Annotated in this window: 13 protein-coding genes; 6 read left to right on the forward strand and 7 right to left on the reverse strand. The window is 66.4% G+C overall.

Going from position 1 to position 19,907, the window contains the following annotated elements; all coding sequences use genetic code 11:
• The first annotated feature begins 1 nt into the window (after position 1).
• The 5 genes from glf (at position 2) to rpsU (ending at position 8,171) form a co-directional block, all read left to right on the forward strand.
• The gene (gene glf / locus IFT67_RS13775; RefSeq protein ID WP_342450620.1) at positions 2-2,317 is read left to right on the forward strand and encodes a UDP-galactopyranose mutase; all 2,316 of its coding nucleotides are present in this window, start codon (positions 2-4) and stop codon (positions 2,315-2,317) included.
• Positions 2,314-4,377: a glycosyltransferase gene (locus tag IFT67_RS20410; RefSeq protein WP_197983074.1), complete on the forward strand. Its 2,064-nt coding sequence runs from the start codon at positions 2,314-2,316 to the stop codon at positions 4,375-4,377. The genes glf and IFT67_RS20410 overlap by 4 nt, the downstream gene beginning before the upstream one ends.
• On the forward strand, positions 4,370-5,470 hold the full coding sequence (locus tag IFT67_RS20415; RefSeq protein WP_197983075.1) for a zinc-dependent alcohol dehydrogenase: 1,101 nt from the start codon (positions 4,370-4,372) through the stop codon (positions 5,468-5,470). The genes IFT67_RS20410 and IFT67_RS20415 overlap by 8 nt, the downstream gene beginning before the upstream one ends.
• Positions 5,467-7,716 (forward strand): glycosyltransferase family 4 protein, encoded by a 2,250-nt coding sequence (locus tag IFT67_RS13785; RefSeq protein WP_192238813.1) that lies wholly within the window; start codon positions 5,467-5,469, stop codon positions 7,714-7,716. The genes IFT67_RS20415 and IFT67_RS13785 overlap by 4 nt, the downstream gene beginning before the upstream one ends.
• 254 nt (positions 7,717-7,970) lie before the next feature.
• Positions 7,971-8,171: a 30S ribosomal protein S21 gene (rpsU, locus tag IFT67_RS13790; RefSeq protein WP_031393196.1), complete on the forward strand. Its 201-nt coding sequence runs from the start codon at positions 7,971-7,973 to the stop codon at positions 8,169-8,171.
• Between the two features lie 343 nt (positions 8,172-8,514).
• On the opposite strand, the gene IFT67_RS13795 is transcribed toward rpsU, so the two are convergent.
• The 7 genes from IFT67_RS13795 to IFT67_RS13825 all read right to left on the reverse strand — a co-directional run bounded on the left by IFT67_RS13795 (position 8,515) and on the right by IFT67_RS13825 (position 16,166).
• The gene (locus IFT67_RS13795) at positions 8,515-9,666 is read right to left on the reverse strand and encodes a PepSY domain-containing protein (protein ID WP_192238814.1); all 1,152 of its coding nucleotides are present in this window, start codon (positions 9,664-9,666) and stop codon (positions 8,515-8,517) included.
• A gap of 43 nt (positions 9,667-9,709) precedes the next feature.
• The gene (locus IFT67_RS13800) at positions 9,710-11,917 is read right to left on the reverse strand and encodes a TonB-dependent receptor (RefSeq protein ID WP_192238815.1); all 2,208 of its coding nucleotides are present in this window, start codon (positions 11,915-11,917) and stop codon (positions 9,710-9,712) included.
• A 62-nt stretch (positions 11,918-11,979) separates the two neighbouring features.
• Positions 11,980-13,128 (reverse strand): CobW family GTP-binding protein, encoded by a 1,149-nt coding sequence (locus tag IFT67_RS13805; protein ID WP_192238816.1) that lies wholly within the window; start codon positions 13,126-13,128, stop codon positions 11,980-11,982.
• Positions 13,125-13,964, reverse strand: a complete 840-nt coding sequence (locus tag IFT67_RS13810) for a HoxN/HupN/NixA family nickel/cobalt transporter (RefSeq protein ID WP_244647393.1) — start codon at positions 13,962-13,964, stop codon at positions 13,125-13,127. The genes IFT67_RS13805 and IFT67_RS13810 overlap by 4 nt, the downstream gene beginning before the upstream one ends.
• Positions 13,961-14,170 carry a DUF1289 domain-containing protein gene (locus IFT67_RS13815; protein ID WP_107963680.1) on the reverse strand — a complete coding sequence of 70 codons (210 nt, stop codon included), beginning with the start codon at positions 14,168-14,170 and terminating at the stop codon, positions 13,961-13,963. The genes IFT67_RS13810 and IFT67_RS13815 overlap by 4 nt, the downstream gene beginning before the upstream one ends.
• Entirely contained in the window at positions 14,167-15,183 is a 1,017-nt protein-coding gene (locus IFT67_RS13820) for a WD40 repeat domain-containing protein (protein WP_244647394.1), read from the reverse strand. Before IFT67_RS13820 ends, IFT67_RS13815 begins: the two co-directional genes overlap by 4 nt.
• A gap of 8 nt (positions 15,184-15,191) precedes the next feature.
• On the reverse strand, positions 15,192-16,166 hold the full coding sequence (locus IFT67_RS13825; protein ID WP_342450621.1) for a CobW family GTP-binding protein: 975 nt from the start codon (positions 16,164-16,166) through the stop codon (positions 15,192-15,194).
• Positions 16,167-16,854: 688 nt separating this feature from the next.
• On the opposite strand from IFT67_RS13825, the gene IFT67_RS13830 reads away from it, so the two are divergent.
• Positions 16,855-19,638: a TonB-dependent receptor gene (locus IFT67_RS13830; RefSeq protein ID WP_192238819.1), complete on the forward strand. Its 2,784-nt coding sequence runs from the start codon at positions 16,855-16,857 to the stop codon at positions 19,636-19,638.
• The last annotated feature ends 269 nt before the right edge of the window (positions 19,639-19,907 follow it).

The following is a 19,907-nucleotide window of genomic DNA, read 5'->3' on the forward strand; positions in this document are numbered from 1 at the left end:
CGTGCACGGTATCGGACCTATTCTCACGCCCTCGAAGTCCGACGATGCCGCCCCGCCGCCGCTGATCTGCTTCTCGCACCTGCGCTGGGATTTCGTCACGCAGCGCCCGCAGCATCTGATGAAGCGGTTCGCGCAGAATCACAGCGTGTTCGTTTGGGAAGAACACATCCCCTGCGACCACCCGCTGCCGTTCCTCGAACATCACCCGTTTCCCGCCGACAATGTAATCGCGCTGCGCCCGCGGTTGCCGCATTGGTGGAACGCCGAGCAGGTCGAGGCGGGCTTGCGGCAACTCCTCGACATGCTGGTCGCGACGAGCATTCGCGCCGAGCCCGTCCTCTGGTTCTACACCCCGATGATGCTCCCCTTCGCCGAGCATCTCGACGCCGCCGCGGTCGTCTACGATTGCATGGACGAACTGTCCGCGTTCCGCTTCGCCGACCCCGCCCTGCTCGATCGCGAAACGCGGCTGCTCGCGCGCGCCGACCTTGTCTTCACCGGCGGCTACAGTCTCTACGAAGCCAAGCGCGACCGCCACCGCGACGTCCACGCCTTCCCCTCCGCCGTCGACGTTGCGCACTTCGCGCAAGCCCGCGCCGGCAACAACGAACCCGAAGACCAGCGCCATATCCCCGGCCCGAAGCTCGGCTTCTTCGGCGTAATCGACGAGCGCATCGACCTCGCGCTGCTCGACGCGGTCGCCGCTCAGCGACCCGACTGGTCATTCATCATGATCGGCCCGGTCGTGAAGATCGACCCCGCGCACCTGCCGCGCCGCGCCAACATCCACTGGCTCGGCGGACGCGGTTACAACGAACTCCCGGCATACCTTTCCGGCTGGAACGTCGCGCTGATGCCGTTCGCGATCAACGCCGCGACGCGCTTCATCAGCCCGACCAAGACGCCCGAATATCTCGCCGGCGGCCTGCCCGTCGTCTCGACCCCGATCGTCGACGTGATCCGCCATTACGGCGACGCAGCGGCGGTCGCGATCGCGTCCGACGCTCCCACGTTCGTCACCGCCTGCGAGGCCGCCCTTGCCCTCCCCCGCGAAGGCGCATGGCGAGACGAAGCCGACAGCCTGCTCGCCACGCAATCCTGGGACCGCACGCAAACCGCCATGGCAACCGAGATTGACCGCATCTTAAACGGTAAAAAATACGCTCCCGCCCCGAAACGCGAACGCTACGACACGCTGATCGTCGGCGCAGGGTTCGCCGGTGCGGTCCTCGCCGAACGCCTGGCCAGCGACAGCGGCCAGCGCGTCCTCGTCGTCGACCGCCGCCCGCACATCGGCGGCAACGCGTATGACGAACACGACGCGGCGGGCGTGCTGATCCACCGCTACGGCCCGCACATCTTCCACACCAATTCCGCCGACGTGTTCGACTACCTCTCGCGCTTCACCGAGTGGCGCCCCTACGAACACAGAGTGCTGGCAAACGTCGACGACAAGCTCGTGCCGATGCCGATCAACCGCACCACGCTCAACGACCTCTACGGCCTCTCGCTCGAGAACGACGCGGAAGCCGCCGCCTTCCTCGCCAGCCGCGCGGAATCGGTCGAGGACATCCGCACCTCCGAAGACGTGGTCGTCGCCGCGGTCGGCCGCGATCTCTACGAGACGTTCTTCCGCGGCTACACTCGGAAGCAATGGGGCCTCGATCCGTCCGAACTCGACCGCGCCGTCACCGCGCGCGTGCCGACCCGCACCTCGACCGACGACCGCTATTTCACCGACAAGTTCCAGGCCATGCCGGCCAACGGCTACACCCGGATGTTCGAGGCGATGCTCGACCACCCCGGCATCACGCTCGATCTCGGCGTCGAATACCGCGACGTGATCGACCGCATCGACGTCGACCACATCGTCTTCACCGGCCCGATCGACGAATATTTCGACTTCCGCTTCGGCAAGCTGCCGTATCGCAGCCTCCAGTTCCGCCACGAGACGCACGACGTCGCGCAGTTCCAGCCGGTCGCGGTCGTCAACTATCCCGACGAAGCCGTGCCGCAGACGCGCATCACCGAATACAAGCACCTCACCGGCCAACTCCACGCAAAGACCAGCATCAGCTACGAATTTCCGAGCGCGGAGGGCGACCCCTATTACCCGATCCCCCGCCCCGAAAACCAGGCGCTGTTCAAACGCTACGAGGCGCTCGCCGATGCGGAGGAAGGCGTGACCTTCGTCGGCCGGCTCGCGACGTATCGCTACTACAATATGGACCAGGTCGTCGGACAGGCGCTCGCCACTTATCGCCGCATGGTCGCCAAGTCCGCGGTCCTCGAGACCCCCGTGATGGCCGCCGAATGACCCGCATCTGCCTGCTGACCGACAGCCTCGCCCCATCCGGCGTCGGCGCGCACATGATGACGCTCGCCGGAGGATTGGACGGAGACGAGATCGTCGTCGCCGCGCGGCTCGGCACGGGCCTGCTCGAACACGCGGCCGCCAGGGGTTATGCGGTGAAAGCGCTCGACGACGATGCCAACCTCGCACGCTGGATGCAGCGATCGGCCCCGGATATCGTCCACGTTCATGCTGGGATCGGCTGGGAAGGCCATGCCGCGGTCCGTGCCGCGCATGCCGCTGGCGTACCAGTCGTCCGTACCGAGCATCTGCCCTACCTGTTGACCGACGCGGCGCAGCGCGACGAGCACCGTGATACGGCAACGGCGCTGGCAGGACTGATCTGCGTCTCGGATGCGGTCAGCGACAGCTATCGTGCCGCGGGCATTGATCCCGCGCTCGTCGCGACGATCCACAACGGCGTCGGCGCGCACAAACCCTCGCGCTCGCGCGACGCCCTCCGCAGCGAATGGGGCGTCGGCAATGCCCCCGTCCTGCTCATGGTAGCACGCTTCGCCGAGCAAAAAGGCCATGCGCTCCTGCTCAATGCGTTGCCGGCGATCCGCGCCGCGCATCCCGACGTGATCGTGCTGCTCGTCGGCGAAGGCCCCCTCCTCACCCAGACCGCGCGCGCGATTGCAGCAAAGGATCTGGCCGGCACCGTCCGCATGCTCGGCACGCGCAACGACGTCGCCGACCTGATGACGCTCGCAGACCTGCTCGTCCTGCCCTCCGCGTTCGAAGGCCTGCCGCTGGTTGCGCTCGAAGCGATGGCCGCGGGTCTCCCCGTCGTCGCCACCGTCGCACCCGGCAATGCCGAAGCGATCGAGGACGGCGTCACCGGTTGCCTGACCGCCGCAGACCCGGCCAGTTTCGCCGATGCGATCGTCACGCTGCTCGCTGACCGCGACAGCCTGAAAATAATGGCCAGCGCGTCGATCGAACGCCAGCAAGACCTATTCTCGGCCGATCGCATGATCGCCGACACGCGCGCGGTCTACGCCGCCGTGCAAGACCAAAACACAAAGGGAGACGGCGTGGAGCGGACACGGATCGGGTTCATCGGCGCAGGCGGCATCGCCAATCGCCATTTCGGCGTGCTGGAGCAGTTCGACGACGTCGCGATCGTCGCGGTCGCCGATGTCGACATGGCCCGCGCGACCGAGGCGGCCGCCCGCTTCGGCGCGCGCGCGTTCGACGATGCCGCCGCAATGCTAGCCGCGGTCGAGCTCGACGCGCTCTACATCTGCGTGCCGCCGTTCGCGCACGGCGAACCCGAACGCCTCGCCATCGAGCACAAACTCCCGTTCTTCGTCGAGAAGCCCGTCGCGCTAAATCTCGGCACCGCGGAGGACGTCGCAGCGGCAGTCGACCGGCTCGGCCTCGTCACCGCGGTCGGCTATCACTGGCGCTATCTCGACACGGTGGACGAAGTGAAGGCGCTGCTTTCCGCGACCCCCGCCCGCCTATTGTCCGGCTATTGGCTAGACTCCACCCCGCCGCCGCGCTGGTGGTGGAAGAAGGACGCATCGGGCGGCCAGATGCTCGAACAGACGACGCATCTCGTCGATCTCGCGCGCTATCTCGTCGGCGACGTAGTCCGCGTCTACGGCCAGTCGGGCCATGTCGACCGCGCCGCCTTCCCCGGCCTCGACGTCGCGACGACGAGCACCGCGATGCTCACCTTCGCCAGCGGCGCGATCGCCAATTTCGCGTCCACCTGCCTGCTGAACTGGAATCACCGCGTCGGCCTGCATCTGTTCGGCGAAGGCCTCGCGATCGAACTGACCGACCGCGACGTGATGATCGACATCGGCCGCGGCCGCCCGGTCCGCGGCACCGGCAGCGATCCGGTCGTGCTCGAGGATCGCGACTTCATCGACGCGGTCCGCGGGGGCGAAAACCGCATCCGCTGCCCCTACCCCGCCGCGCTCGAAACGCTCCGCCTCGCGCTGGCGATCGAACGCTCCGCCGTCGAAGGCCGCGCGATCGACGTCCGCGAGCGGGAGGTGATCCATGTCTGAGTGGCGCCACGTCCGCTCGCTCGGCGTCGAACGTCCCGGCCAGGCGTATTTCTTCGGCTATGACGAGGCGCCCCCGGGCGACGGCCAGGTCCGGCTCGACCTGCTCTACACCGGGTTTTCCGCCGGGACCGAGCTCACCTTCGTCAAGAACAGCAACCCGTATCTCCACTCCCGCTGGGACGCAGGGCGCGGCGTCTTCGTCCCCGGCGAGCCCAGCGCGCACTATCCCGTGCCGTTCCTCGGCTACATGGAATGCGCGCGCGTCAGCGACAGCCGGGTCGACGATTTCGCGAACGGCGACGTCGTCGGCACCGTGTTCGGGCACAAGACCGGCCACACCGCGGACCCGTTCAACGACCTGCTGACCAAGCTCCCGCCCGAACTCGATCCGATCCTTGGCATCTATATCGGCCAGATGGGTCCGATCGCCGCCAACGGCATTCTCCACGCAGACGCAGAACTGCTCGGCCCCAACGTCGTCAACCTCGGCGACGGCATCCGCGGTCGCCCCGCTTTGGTGATCGGCGCGGGCATCGTCGGCATGCTGACCGCGCTGTTCGCACAAGCCGCCGGTGCCAGCGAAGTCGTGATCGCCGACCCGTCCCCCTTCCGCCGCCTGCGCGCCGAATGCCTCGGCATCACCGCGATGACCGAGGACCAGGCCTGGGCCTACGCCAAGGCACGCTGGCTCCACGGCGGCGATGATCGCGGCGCGGACGTCGTGTTCCAGACCCGCGCCGAAGCCGCCAGCCTCCACGCCGCGATGCGCGCACTGAGGCCGCAGGGCACGGTGATCGACCTCGCCTTCTATCAGGGCGGCGCCGACCGGCTGCGGCTCGGCGAGGAATTTCACCACAACGGCCTCAACCTCCGCTGCGCCCAGATCAACCGCGTCCCCCGCGGGCTCGGTTTCCAGTGGGACCGCCGCCGCCTTGCCAACGAAACGGTGAAGCTGTTGCTCGCCCGCGGCCCCGAGATCCGGGCGCAGCTCATCACGCACGTCGTGCCCTACGACGACGCCCCAGCCTTCATCGCGCGGCTGGTCGGCGAGCGACCCGAATTCCTCCAGATCGTCTTCAAGGTCGGCGATTGAGTACCGCACTCACTGCCGACGCCCGCCCGATCCGCATCCTGTTCGTCTTCGCCTGGCTCGTCGTCGGCGGCGAGGAGACGGAGGTGCGCCTGCTCGCCCAGGCGCTCGATCCGACGCGCTACCGGATCGAGGTCGTCGCGTGCTTCCGAAAAGACGGCATGCCCGAGCAGACGCACGCGCAATTGGAAGCGATCGGCGTGCCCGTCGACCGCACGCCCTACGCGCTCGGCTTCGACGAGACCGTCGCCTACCTCGCGAGCAAGCTGCCTGCGTACGACGTCGTCGTCTCATGCCAGAACGTCGCGGACATCTACCCCGCGCTCGAACGCATGCACCTCCGCCCGCCGTTGATCGAACATGGCGGCCTCGTCTCCGAAGCGCTCGCCGGCCCCAAGCATTTCACCGCGCGCTACGTCGGCGTCTGCGCCTCGATCCGCGACGCCGCCGCGAGCCGCCTGCCCGGCCGCGAACACCACGCCGTCGAGATCCCGTCGATGGTCGACACGCGCGCCTTCGACCCTGCGCGTCGCACCCCCGTGCGGGCGGCACTCGGCATCGCCGAAGACGTACCACTGATCGGCTGGCTAGGCCGGCTCGACCCGAAAAAGCGCGTCGAGGATTTCATCGAAGCCGCCGCGCTCGTCCACGCCCGCCACCCCCGCGCGCGCTTCGTGGTAATCGGCGGACCCGACGCCTTTATCCCCGAATACGCCGCCGCGCTCCGTAACCGCGCGCAAGCCCTCGGCCTGGACGGCGCACTAACCTTCCTCGGCGACCGCGACGACGTGCCCGACCTGCTTGCCGCGCTCGACATCTTCGTCTGGCTGTCGCGCGGCGAAGGCATGCCGCACGTCATCGCCGAAGCCGGCGCCGCACGCCTCCCCGTCATCGCAACGCGCGACAACGGCTCCGAACAACAGATCGTCGACGGGGTCAGCGGCCTGTTCGTGCCCCACGAAGACCCATCCGCAGTTGCCGCCGCGATCACGAAACTGCTCGAAGACGCCGCACTTCGAAACCGCCTCGGCACCGCCCTCCGCGCCAAGGTCGACAATGAGTACGCCGTCGCCGCCGTCGTCCCCCGCTGGGAAGACCTGTTGGTGGAAGTGCTGTCCGACCGGCCGCAGCTACCCCGCCCCACCGGGCTCTTCCGAAGCTTCCTGCAAGGCGGCTTCGAATCCTCGACGCACCGCCGCGCGCACGATCGCAAGCGCGTCGACGTCATCGCCGCCAGCCACCACGACATCCTCGCCGCGCATGATTACAGCGAACTCGCCAAGCTCGGCATCCTGACGGTCCGCGACGGCCTGCGCTGGCATCTGATCGAGCGCGAACCCGGCCGCTACGACTGGTCCAGCCTAGATCGCCAGCTGGAAGCCGCCAAGGCGATCGGCACCGAAGTCATCTGGGACCTGCTGCATTACGGCTGGCCCGACGACATCGACATCTGGACGCCCGCCTTCGTCACGCGCTTTGCGGCCTTTGCCGCCGCTGCCGCGCGCCATATCGGCCCGGCCGCACCCGGCGAGACCCGCTTCTACGCCCCCGTCAACGAGATCTCGTTCTTCGCCTGGGGCGGCGGCGACGCAGCCTATCTCAACCCGTTCGCCCGAGGCCGCGGCTACGAACTCAAGGTCCAACTCGCCCGCGCGTCGATTGCGGCGATGGAGGCGATCCTCGCGGTCGATCCCGCCGCAAGGTTCGTCCACGCCGACCCGGTCATCAACGTCATCACCGACCCCACCCGCCCACACGACGCCCCCGCCGCCGAAGGCCACCGCCTAGCGCAATACCAGGCCTGGGACATGATCGCCGGCAAGGCTTGGCCACAGATCGGCGGCCGCTCAGCGCTGCTCGATATCGTCGGCGTCAATTTCTACCACAACAACCAGTGGGTCCACGGCGGTCCAGCGCTGACGTACGATCACCCGCTCAGCCGCCCGCTCCATGCGATCCTCGCCGACGCCTATGCACGCTACGGCCGCCCGATCTTCATCGCCGAAACCGGCATCGAAGGCAGCGCCCGCCCCGCCTGGCTCCGCATGATCCTGCGCGAGGTGAAGATCGCCCAATCGCTCGGCGTGCCCGTCGAGGGAATATGCCTCTACCCGATCCTCGATCACCCCGGCTGGGACGACGATCGCTACTGCCCCAACGGTTTGCTCGTCTGCTCGCCGGTGCTCGCAGACCGCGTACCGGACGCCTTACTCGCCGACGTCATCCGGACTGCGACGCTCGGAGTATGATCTCCACAACCCATTTCCGTATCGGCGGCCGACCAAAACCCCCTGTAATGGCTATCGCCTGATCGTATCGAACGCTGTTTCCATTCCGTCGCAAATGGCATCTTGGTCGCTTACGTCACCGTGTGAACGGGAGTTCCCGTCGCCCACCCTCCTTCAAAAGGAGTCGGTCGGCACTACGCGAGCACTTGGCAATGTCCGTTCACGATCATAAAGCGTCTGAGATTCGAACAACCCCCCGCCACGAGTTAACCACCATGCAGATCATCGTCCGCGACAACAACGTCGACCAAGCCCTCCGCGCCCTGAAAAAGAAGCTGCAGCGTGAGGGTGTATATCGCGAAATGAAGCTGCGCCGGCATTACGAGAAGCCGTCCGAGAAGCGGGCGCGTGAACATGCCGCGGCCGTCAGCCGTGCGCGCAAGGCGGATCGCAAGCGCGCCGAACGCGATAATTGAACGGTGACGCCGTCGTACCGGTGATAGGTCGCGGATAGCTGAGACCGCTCTACTGATCCCCGACGAAGGTGCCTTTACCTTCGTCGGGACCTCGTCGGTCGCTGAGAACTGGAATTGCATCGCCCGCCGGTGGACCTCGTGGATACATGGGGTCGACTCGCGGGCACGCTGGTCGGCCCGGCTCTCGTCCATGCCGAGGGCACGGCACCCGCGCGTCCGCAACCTCGTGTCCCCTGCGTTCCTGCGACATACGGCACGCCTGGGTTTCTCGCCTACACGTTCCGGAGGCGCTGACGATGACGGCTCACTTCCTCTATCTGTTCGATCCGCTGTGTGGCTGGTGCTACGGCGCATCCGCGGGACCGCCGCGCTCGCGAAACATCCGGGCGTCACTGTCGAGACCCTGCCGACCGGCCTGTTCGCCGGCGATGGTGCCCGGACGCTCGGCAGCGAGATGCGCGACCATATCCTCGCCAGCGATCGCCGCATCGCGATCGTAGGTCCGCGCCGTACCGTCCGGTTGCCAGCCGACCAGCAGACTCCGACCGCCCACCGCCATCAGGTCGATCTGCCTGGTGTCTGCCGGGACTCCAGCCGGAACCTCCGTGGGCAATACGTCGCGAAGTGCGACGCCAGCATAGCGGCTCATCTGTTCGGCGGTCGGCTGCCCGCGCGAGAACAGACGGCCATGGTCCATCGACAGCCAGCCGCTCAGCGTCCAGCTCAGGACGAATCCGCTTGCGAACAAACCGAGCAGATGATGCCACCGCATCCACCGTCTGCGGTACGGGGTCAGCGACGGCCTGTGCCGACGTCGTGCCGCCAGCATCCGCACGATCCCCAGGATCGTACCGGCGATCGCCACCAGCAGCGCCACGAACGACACGATCCAGACCGTCCGGTCCCACGCCGTGAAGCTCGACCGCAGCGGCGTGAAATACGCCCAGTGCAGTACCGCACCGACCCAGTTCCACCCGCGATCGGCGGCGTTGGTGCGTTGCACCAGTTCGCCGGTCTTCGCGGATAGATAGAGGTTCGTGCGTCGCCCGTCGGCAACCGCCGGTCGGTAGAACGGACGAAGCGGATCGAACCGATCGTGAACGACCCACTGGTCGTAGGCGATCGCGACGCGCGAGGTCAGGCCAAAGGGGGCAGTCCAGTTCGCCGCAACCTGATCGGGACCAAGATCGCGCAGCCGCCGCCCCGATCGCGCATCGATCGCGATCGTCCCTTCCGGCGTCGTAGCGATGTACGCCGGCGTCCCGCCGCGCTGGACGAGGCGCAAGGCCGTCGGACGTCCTGCCGCTATCGCTGCCGCACGCGGTGATATCGTCACTGCGCGAACGTCGATCGGAGACTCCAGCCGCAGTTGGTCGGCATGCGACAACGACGGGAACGGCTTGAACAGCAAGACCGCCCCGCTCGCGAACCAGAGTGCGAAGACCAGACAGGTGGCGACGCCGAGCCAGCGGTGGAACCAGACGAGCTTTCGCATCGCCTCGCGCCGCAATGTCTTCTCGCCCCGCCACGCCTTCGCCCTAGAACCGGGCAAGCACGCTCACCTCGAACCGGCGCGGCTCGCCCAGCATGACCTGCGCGGGATAATAGATGTCCGCCCACTGTACGAAGGTCGTGTTCCAGACATTGTTGACCCGCCCGGTCAGCGACCAGCGCGGCGTCAAGGCATAGGTCGCGTAGACGATGCCCGTCGCATACGGCTTCAGCACGAGATCGTTGGCGGTATTGCCATAGCGCTTGCCGACATATTTGACGCCCCCGCCCGCCTCCAGCGGCAGTCCGGCGATGTGCTGCACCGTCGTCCAGATGTTGCCGACCCACCGCGGCACGTTGGGCGGGGTATTGCCCGACGCCGCGATTCCGTAGTTCGGATCGACGAAGTTGCCGTAGGCCGCATCGACATAGGTGCCATTCGCGATCACCGCCCACGCGGGCGTCACACGCATCTCGCCCGACACCTCGATCCCGCGCGACGTCTGGCGGCCGACGTTGCCGACGGTGTCGATCGCGACCTGGGTGAGGATATTCTCGCGCTTGATGTCGTACACCGCGAGCGTGAGCGATCCCCTGCCCTTCATCAGATCGGCTTTCAGCCCTGCCTCGATCTGGCGCGACGCGCTCAGCTGAAAATTCTGGCCGGCGTTGACCAGGAAGATGTTGGCGCCGACCGGGTCCTTGCCGGTACTGTACGAGGCGTAGGCGGTGACGCTCGGCGCGACGTCGTAGACGAGGCCCGCGCGCCAGTTGAACAGCCGGTAGGTCCGGTCGAAGCTCGACGCGGCGCTGAAGCTGCCATCGACGTTGAAATTCTCGCGCGTCAGATACAGGCGTTCGGCGCGCACGCCGGTCACCAGCTTGAGCGACGGCGTGAGATCGAGCGCATCCTCGCCGAACAGCGCGATCTGATCCCAGCGGGTCGGCGACACGCGCTTGTCGATCGCACCGAAAAGACCGGGGCTGGGGTTCAGCGGATCGACGCTGTCGCCGTCGGGAAAGCCACGGCTGCGGACGAAATCGAGATGGCTGTAGTCGATGCCGACGACCAGCGTGTTCGCAAGTCCGAACACCGTGTCCTTGTGCGTCAGGCTGAACCGATCGCCGAACAGGTCCTGATTGTGGAACACGAAGAAGCGGTCGCGGTCGATCAGCTTGGTGGTGGTGTCGAATACATAGTTCTCGGCATTGATCCATTGCCGGTCCGCGTGGAAATAATACGCCGTATTCGACAGACTGAGATGGTCGGAAGGCGACCAGTCGATCACGAGCCGCGGCCACACCTGCCAGCTCTTCGCGCGGTTTTCCGACACGTTGTAATTGATGAAGCGTGTCCGGCGATCGACGACATCGCCGTTGGCCGCCGACAGGATTCCACCGATCGGATCGGCGGCAAACGATGCCGGGACCAGCGGCGTGCCGAAATAGGTGGACAGGTTGTCCTTGAGATAATCGACGCTGAACTCGATCGACAGCGTGTCGCGCGGCTTGAACAGCAACGCACCGGTGGCGTTGAACGAGGTGGAACCGGCGCGATCGACGAAGCCGTCGGTGCGATGATAGCTGACGTCGGCGCGGGCGGCGAGCGTATCGCCGATCCGGTGATTGCCGCCGAGGCCGACGCTGGCGGTATCGAACGACGCATAAGATACGAGGGCCTGGAGGCTGTCGGCGGTGAAATCCGGGGTCTTGTTGATGATGTTGACCGCACCCCCGATCGCGCCCTGCCCGTACAACACCGAGGCGGGCCCCTTGAGCACGTCGATGCCGGCGATGTTGAAGGTATTGCCCGGCCGGTTGATCATGTTCGCGGGCCCGAGATACAGCCCGTTGTGCAGCACCGTGATCTGCTCGCCGGTAAAGCCGCGCATCGAGAACAGCGAGGGATCGCCCGGCGAACCGCCCGAGGTGACGCCCGGCAGGCTGACCGTCGCCTCCTCGACGGTCCGAAACCCGCGGGTCAGGATCTCGTCGGCGCCGATCCGGTCGATCGTTGCAGGCGTCTCGCGGTTCGACAGGCCGAGGCGGCTTCCCGTCGGCGCTGCGACGTCGAACTGCCGCAGCCGCCAGCCGGTGACCGTGATGTCCTCGCCCGCACCCGTTGCGGGTCGCGCTGTCGCCGGCTCGCGGTCCTGGGCGATTGCGGTCGACGCGCAGCACAACGCCGTGGCGGCCGCGGCGCCGCGCGCCCATGAGTATCCGATCGTCGCGCGCACCGTTGTTGCCCGTTTCATGTCGTCTTCCCGCCCCTGTGGTCGTCGCCAGCGTCGCAGCGATCGTGATGTGCGTCGGTCGCTTACGCGATCAGTCCATCGCCTGGCCCCGGGATCGTGCCGTCCCGTCCGACCAGGCCGAAATGCTCCAGCCCGAGCGTCATCAGGGTCAGGGTACCGCGCAGATCGGCTTCGTCGAGATCGCGCGTGATGAACACGATCCGGCTCCGGCGATCGTCGCTCGGCCATGCGTCGAGCCGGACCGGCGGGTGGAAGATGTGCTGGACGCCGTGGATCACCATCGGTCGATCGACGCCCTCGACGTTGACGATGCCCTTCACGCGCAGGATATCGGCGCCCTTGAACATCGTCAGGATTCCCAGCCAGCGCTCGAACGCGAGCGCCGGCAGCGGGGCGTCGAACGTCAGGCAGACGGCCCGGATCCGGTCGCCGTGGCGATCGACGTCGTGATGATGGTGGCCGTGATGATGACCGTGGCCGTGGCCCGGCCCATGTCCATGGCCATGATCGGCGCTCGCATAGGCTTCGGCGTTGAGCCAGCGACGGACGTCGTGGCTCTTGGTCGTCGGATCGTACAGCCCGGCCTCGAACAGCAGCGCCGGATCGACCGCGCCATCGACCGATATCGTGATCGGCGCCGCGGGGTTGAGCGCATGCAGGCGCGCTTCCAGCGTCGCCCGCTCCGCCGCATCGACGAGATCGGTCTTGGTCAGCAGCAGCCGGTCGGCGACCGCGGCTTGCTTGATCGACTCCTCCTGCGAGTCGAGGGTCGCCATTCCCGTCGCCGCATCGACCGTGGTGATGACCCCGTCGAGCCGGTACAGCGTCTGCAGCCGTTCGTCGGTCATCAGCGTGTGCAGGATCGGTGCGGGATCGGCGAGCCCCGTCGTCTCGATCACCACGCGATCGAACCAGCACTTGCCGTCGCGCGCGAACCGCCAGGGGGCCTCGCGCAGCGTCCGCAACAGGTCGCCGCGGATGGTGCAGCACAAACAGCCGCCCATCATCTCGACTACCATGTCGTCCTGGCTGCGGACGATCAGGTCGTGGTCGAGGCCGATCGACCCGAATTCATTGATGATGACCAGCGCCCGCGCCATCCGCGGATCGCGCACCAGCCGATTGAGCACCGTCGTCTTGCCGCTGCCGAGGAAGCCCGTCAGGACCGAGACGGGGATCAGCGCCCCTGGTCCGCTCAGCAGGCGCGTCATGCCGAACCTCCGGACACGGGCCGAAGGTCGATGCTGCGCGCGATCCATGCGCCCCGTGCGAGCGATAGCGCGACGAGCGTCGCTGCACCGACGCCAATCGCGGTGAAGGTCCGATCGTCGATGGCTACGGCATAGCCCGCCGCCTCGAACGCCGCGAACATTGCCATGCCGTACGACAGGCCGACGATCAGCCATCCGACTCCGCGGCGATACCGCATCACCGAACTGCCCGCGCCCCGGCCTGCCCCCTGGCTCGATCGCAACAGGCGGCTGACGATCTGGCTGTCGAGCGTATCGGCGAGCACCATGCCGACCGTGAACGCCAGCGCGATGCCGGCGGCGGCGGCCGGCCCGCCCCGGGTCGTCGCCGCCGCGCCCCAGGCCGCAGCCTGCGTCGCGGTATCGAACACCAGCCCGAACACCATGCCGATGGCGACGACCGCGGCGGGGTGCGTGCTGGACCGGAGCGATCGGGGTACCAGGCCCGCGCGCCACCCGACCGGCGCATAGTCACGATGCCGCAACAGCGCGGCAAGATTGAGCGTGCCGACGAGGATCAGCAACGCGATCACCATCGTATCGACCAGCAGCGCGGCCCAGCTCGGGACCACGATCCAGTGCGCGAACAGCGAAACGCCGATCGCGACGCTCGCCACCGCCAGACTGTGGCCGAGCGCGAACAGCGTGCCGGTCCAGGGCGACAGCCGCGGCCGCTCCTCGACCATGCGGAAGACGATATTGTCGATCACCGCGACATGATCGGGATCGAGCCCGTGGCGCAGCCCGAGGACGAACATCAGGCCCAGCGTGGGCATCGCAAACGTGGAGTCTATCATGATGGGTCTTCCAGATCCGGGTGGGCGGCAACGATGCCCCGCGCGGCCAGCTTGGCGAGGCGCCGGGGCAGGTCGGCCTGGATACCCAGCAAGGTCGGCCGCGCCGCCTTGCGCCAGCCGCGACATTCGACCTGAGTCCGCCCGCAGGCGACGCACCAGCCGGTCCGGCCGTCGAAGCGGCAGATATCGATGCACGGGCTCTTCACGCGCGCGCGGCCATGTCGAGGATGCCGATCCTGCCGTCCCGGTCGCCCCAGCCGAGCCGGGTGCCCGCGTCGTTCCAGCACAGCGTGGTGATCGCCGCACCGTCATCATCGACCAGCAGCGGGCGATCGTCGCCGGTCTGGGTCAGGACGACGACGCCATCGTCGTAACCGACCGCCAGCAAATCGCCCCGAGGATGGAAGGCGACGCGCGTGACGATCGTGCCGCGCCGCTCGGCCAGCAGCAACGCCGGCTTGTCCATCGGGCCGTCCTCGCCGTCGAACGGCCACAGGATCGCGCACGCGTCGCCGCTCGTCGCTAGCCACGCGCCACGCCGATCCCACGAGAAGCTGCGCGTCTTGGCCGCATAGCCCGACATCCGCATGTCGCGCAGATCGGGCAGCCGCCAGCCATGCAGTCCGGTCTCCTGCAACGCGGTGACGACATGGCGACCGTCCGCGCTCATCGTGCAGGCGAGGTGCGCGCCGGCCCAATCGAGCGCAACCCGTCCGCTGCCCGCGGTCGAGGCATGGAACAGCGTCGCACCGTTGTAATGCGCGACGGCCAGCCTCTTGCCCTTGCCGTCGAGCGCGAGCCCGCCGATCGTCGATCCGGTGGCATAGCGATGCGACGGTGCGGTCGCGCCGCGCTTCCAGACGACCGCCTCGCGGCCGACGCCGGCGACGATCAGCCCTGATGCCGGGCTCGCGACCAGATGCTCGACCCAGCGCCGTTCGAACCGTCCCAGCTCCAGAGTATCGCCATCCTTCGTGACGCGGCACACCCGGCCATCGTCGCCGCCGGTGACGATGCCGCGTCCGTCGGGATGACGGCACGCCGCCAGGATCGCGCCGCCGTGCACCGGATGCGCGGCAACCTCGCCCGCATCGGCCATGTGCCGCACGCTGCCGTCGCCAAGCGTCAGCAGCGCGTCGTCGCCGAGCCAAAGGATCGCGGTTGCCTCCGCGCCGACCGCGACACGCCGGCCATGGCTTCTCACCAGGGGTGCATTCATCGCGTCGATCATGCGGTGGCAGGAACCGCACAGGCCTCGAACCCGGCCCGCAACGCGACGGGATCGAGGTTGCGACCGATAAACACCATTCGGCTGGTGCGGACCTCATCCGGCTTCCAGTCGCGCTGATGGTCGCCGTCGAGCAGCATGTGAACGCCCTGCACGACGTAGCGCTGATCCTCGTCGGGGAAGGACAGCACCCCCTTCAATCGCAGGATGTCCTGCCCCTGCACGGCCGTCAGCCGACGCAGCCAGGGCATGAACAATTCCGGCCGGATCGCCGTTGCCGAACGCAGCGATACCGAGGTGATCGAATCGTCATGGTTGTGATCGTTCTCCGACAGGAAATCGGGTTCGATCTGGAGTATGCGATCGAGGTCGAACGCGCCGCGTTCCAGCACCTCCTCGAGCGGGACGACGCAGTTCTGGGTCTCGTGCACCCGGGCCTGCCCGTTGATCGCGCGGATGCGATGCCGCACCGTCTCGAGTTCCTGCGTCGTGACCAGATCGATCTTGTTGAGCAGGATCACGTCGGCAAAGGCGATCTGCTCCTCGGCCTCATGGCTGTCGTCGAGCCGTGCGAGGACGTGGCGCGCGTCGACGACCGTGACGATCGCGTCGAGGCTCGCGCGCGCACGAACGTCATCGTCCATGAAAAACGTCTGCGCGACGGGGGCGGGATCGGCGAGACCGGTGGTTTCGATGATGATCGCGTCGAAGCCGTCCTTGCGCTTCATCAGCCCTTCGATGATGCGGATCAGATCGCCGCGGACGGTACAGCAGATGCACCCGTTGTTCATCTCGAACACCTCTTCGTCGGCATCGACGATCAGGTCGTTGTCGATGCCGATCTCGCCGAACTCGTTGACGATGACGGCGTATTTCCGGCCATGGTTCTCGCTGAGGATGCGGTTCAGCAGCGTCGTCTTGACCGCCCCCAGATAGCCGGTGAGAACGGTGACGGGAATGAGCGGTGATGGCACGACAGGTCCAATGCAATAGTATATCATCTCTTGATAGGCGAAATTGCGGGTGGCTGCAATGGTCCGAGAGCGGAGTTTTTTGGCGCTGACCGACACTCGCCGCCTTGTGGAACCATGCAGGATCTGGGCCCCGCGCAGGGCTTCCAGACACGGCAGAGACATCCGGCGGCATGATCGACCGCTTTCGTGTCTCCGCCGTTTTGACCGTGCCCCATAACATATTGGTATTGCCTCGGTCGGTGCACCAGAGGTTCGGCAGGGAGCGGCCGCATATTCGATCGCAAGGCCACATCTCGCTCGGCCGAATCGGCTCCTTCAATCGCCAACCAATAGATACACCGTTCAACTGAACAGTAGAATGTCTCTCCCGTGCTCCTTGTACGTTGCTGCAAGATAAGCGGTGATAAGATTCGCCTTATATCGCGAATATACATTCCGTTTTATCTGAAATAGCAGTTCTATCAAATTTTCCTTAAATAATAAGGCAGTTGTTTCGTTGTGAAACTCGACTCTTACGTTCAGCAGATGACAGATCGAGAATATATCGCCGACGTCACGAAACAGTCATTCGCTACAACTACGGCGACGATCGCGAGCGGCTTCAGACCAGCCGCGCTCCGTCAGGGAGGCCCAATGTATGACCAGTTTTGCGAGAGCATTATACTGCCCCTTGCCGTCGGCCTGCGTCATGGTCGCGATTCTGTCCCCTGTATCGGCGCTGGCACAGGCCGATGCGAGGACCAACACCGATACAGCCGTCGCGACGGCTCCGAACCCAGCAACACGCGCGCGCGCTGCTGACGAGCAGACCCGTTCGGCTTCGACGGCCGGTTCGGCCGCGCCGGCGCAGCCAGATACGAAACCCGAGGATCGCGACATCGTCGTGACCGGCCTGCGCGGTAGCCTGGAGAGCGCGATCAATGCGCGGCGCGCCGCCAACGGGTTGACCGACAGCATCTTCGCCAAGGACATCGCGGCGTTCCCGGACACCAACCTCGCCGAGAGCATCCAGCGCATTCCCGGCGTGCAGATCACGCGCGACGCCGGCGAAGGGCGGCAGATCGCAGTGCGCGGCCTGAACGGCGATTTCACGCGCGTCCGGCTGAACGGCATGGAGGCGCTCGCGACCACGGGATCGAGCGATCAGCGCGGTGGCGTCAACCGGTCGCGGTCGTTCGATCTCAACATCTTCGCCTCCGAACTGTTCAGCCGCGTCGATGTGGTCAAGGCGCGTTCCGCCTCGCTGGACGAGGGCGGTATCGCCGCGACCGTCGACCTGCATACGCTGCGCCCGTTCGACAATCCCGGCCTGCACGTCGTCACCTCGGCGCAGGCGTTCTACGCGACCCGCGCGGACAAGGTCGCGCCGCGCGCGGCGCTGGTGATATCGGATACCACCGAGGACGGTGTGTGGGGCGCGCTGATCTCCGCCGCCTATTCGCGTCGCCAGGTAATCGAGGACGGCCATCAGACGCTCCGCTGGCAAAGCGGCGGCTGGAATCTCGCCAACGTCTCGTCGTGGATCGACCCCGCCCTGCGCGCGCGGCTGAACGGAACGGGCAGCGACGCGCTGTTCTATCCCCGCACGCCACGGTATTTCATTTTCGACAACGACCAGAAGCGGCTCGGCCTGACCGGCGCGTTCCAGTTTCGGCCGAGCGACGCGTTCCATATCGATCTCGACCTCCTCTACGCCAAGCTCCATTCGACGCGGATCGAACATTCGCTCGACGCGCAGTCGTTCAGCCGCACCGATGCGACCGGGCTCCGCCAGACCACGATCCGCAGCATGACCGTCGAGGGCAACGACATCGTCGCCGCCGATTTCGGCAATGTCGACAATCGATCCGACAACCGGCTCGACACCAACGACACCAAATTCCACCAGATCGCGCTGACCACCATCTGGAAACCGGCCGACCGGCTGACGATCGACGCGCTCGTCGGCGTCGAGGGCTCGAACTACACCGTCGATACGCGGACGTTCCAGTTGCTGACCGACAACCACGACTTTTCGTATGATTACCGCGACAACGACCGCGTGCCGACGATGGGCTACGGCGTGTCGCTTACCGATCCGACGGCGTGGCGGCTCGACGTCTATCGCCCGCGCGTCAATATCGTGAAGAACGACTACCGGATCGGCAAGCTGAACATCGCCTATGACGCGACCGACTGGGCGATCCTGAAGGCAGGCGCGACGTACACGCGCTATGTCTTCGACACCGTCGATTTCGGGCAGGACAGCACCGCGTTGCGCGGTCGCGCGGTTGGCGATCTCGTCTACACCGACTCGCCGTACAGCTTCGGCAAGGCGCTCGGCGTTTCCGCGGCAACGCCGCGACAGTGGCTGTTCGTCGATTTCGACAAGGCGCTGCCGCTGATCGATCCGAACGGCACGCCGCTGACGCAGAACCGCGAGAATGATCGACGCGTCAAGGAAGAGGTCGTCGCCGGCTATGCGCAGGTCGATCTGAAGAGCGAGATCGCGGGCATGCCGCTCAGGGGCGACGTCGGCGTTCGCGTGGCCCGCACGCAGACGACCGCGACGGGCGCGGTGATCGTCGGCGGCGTGGCTCAGCCGGTGACGTTCGAGCGCCGCTATACCGACTGGCTGCCATCGGCCAATTTCGTGCTCGAGATGGCGCCCAAGGTGCAGCTGCGGTTCAGCGCCAACCGCAACATCACCCGGCCGACGCTGACCTCGCTGACGCCCGGCGGGCAGGTTCAGGTCAACACGCGGACCGTGTCGGTCGGCAATCCCGAACTCGATCCGTTCCGCGCGGACTCGGTCGACCTGTCGCTCGAATGGTATCCGACACGCGACGGGTTCTTCGCGATCGGGCCGTTCTTCAAGCGCATCAAGAGCTTCATCACCAGCCAGACGGTCGAGCAGAGCTATGCCGCCTCGGGCTATCCGCTCGCGTTCCTCGGCGACCAGCGGATCGCGCGACCGGAGGACATCTTCTTCTTCACGCAGCCGGTGAACGGCCCCGGCACGTCGTTGAAGGGGATCGAGGTAATCGCGCAGCAGGCGTTCACCTTCCTGCCCGGCGCGCTTCGCAATCTAGGCGGGATCGTCAATTACACGCGGACCAGTTCGGACACGGATTACGCGCTGACCGCGACGACCAGCGTGCGGAAACCGCTGATCGGCCTGTCCAAGCAATCGGCCAATGCGACGCTGTACTATGAGACAAAACGGTACGGCGGTCGCGTGTCGGCGAATTATCGCGGACGATATCTGACCGCGGTGCCGGGCGCGAACGGCAACGACGTCGCCGGGGTGAACGCCGCGACCTATGTCGACGCGTCGCTGTTCTGGAACGTCACCGATCGCCTCACGATGACGCTCGAGGGGGTCAATCTGACCAATCAGGCGGAGGACCAGTTCGTCGACAGCGCCGACCGCGTCAACAGCTACTCGAAGAGCGGCCGGCAGCTGATGGCCGGCGTCCGGTGGCGGATGTGATGATCCGATCCGTCGCGCCGACCACCTCCCGTTGCCGGATGGCGCGGTCGCCCAAGCGGCACTGGCCATAGCCCTGCCCGGTTAGCGGCGATGATCAGGGACCGAACCCCGACAGTCGGAGGCAGGAGGTTTCCGAACTCGCGACACTATTTCTTGGGAACGACCATTATACGCAACTCGGTCGAACGGGTAGGGTTGCAGGAGAGTCAGAGCGGGATTCTTCGACGTCAACTTGATGACCGTGGTTGGCGGTGGAGGATCGGATGGTT

Source organism: Sphingomonas sp. CFBP 13728, from assembly GCF_014841895.1.
Taxonomy (GTDB): domain Bacteria; phylum Pseudomonadota; class Alphaproteobacteria; order Sphingomonadales; family Sphingomonadaceae; genus Sphingomonas.

Bases quoted from the DNA above. Each gene is read 5' to 3' on its own strand.
- IFT67_RS13810 (WP_244647393.1), bottom strand. From the start codon at position 13,964: ATGATAGACTCCACGTTTGCGATGCCCACGCTGGGCCTGATGTTCGTC.
- IFT67_RS13800 (WP_192238815.1), bottom strand. From the start codon at position 11,917: ATGAAACGGGCAACAACGGTGCGCGCGACGATCGGATACTCATGGGCG.
- IFT67_RS13805 (WP_192238816.1), bottom strand. From the start codon at position 13,128: ATGACGCGCCTGCTGAGCGGACCAGGGGCGCTGATCCCCGTCTCGGTC.
- IFT67_RS20415 (WP_197983075.1), top strand. From the start codon at position 4,370: ATGTCTGAGTGGCGCCACGTCCGCTCGCTCGGCGTCGAACGTCCCGGC.
- IFT67_RS13820 (WP_244647394.1), bottom strand. From the start codon at position 15,183: ATGAATGCACCCCTGGTGAGAAGCCATGGCCGGCGTGTCGCGGTCGGC.
- rpsU (WP_031393196.1), top strand. From the start codon at position 7,971: ATGCAGATCATCGTCCGCGACAACAACGTCGACCAAGCCCTCCGCGCC.
- IFT67_RS13795 (WP_192238814.1), bottom strand. From the start codon at position 9,666: ATGCGAAAGCTCGTCTGGTTCCACCGCTGGCTCGGCGTCGCCACCTGT.
- IFT67_RS20410 (WP_197983074.1), top strand. From the start codon at position 2,314: ATGACCCGCATCTGCCTGCTGACCGACAGCCTCGCCCCATCCGGCGTC.
- IFT67_RS13830 (WP_192238819.1), top strand. From the start codon at position 16,855: ATGGTCGCGATTCTGTCCCCTGTATCGGCGCTGGCACAGGCCGATGCG.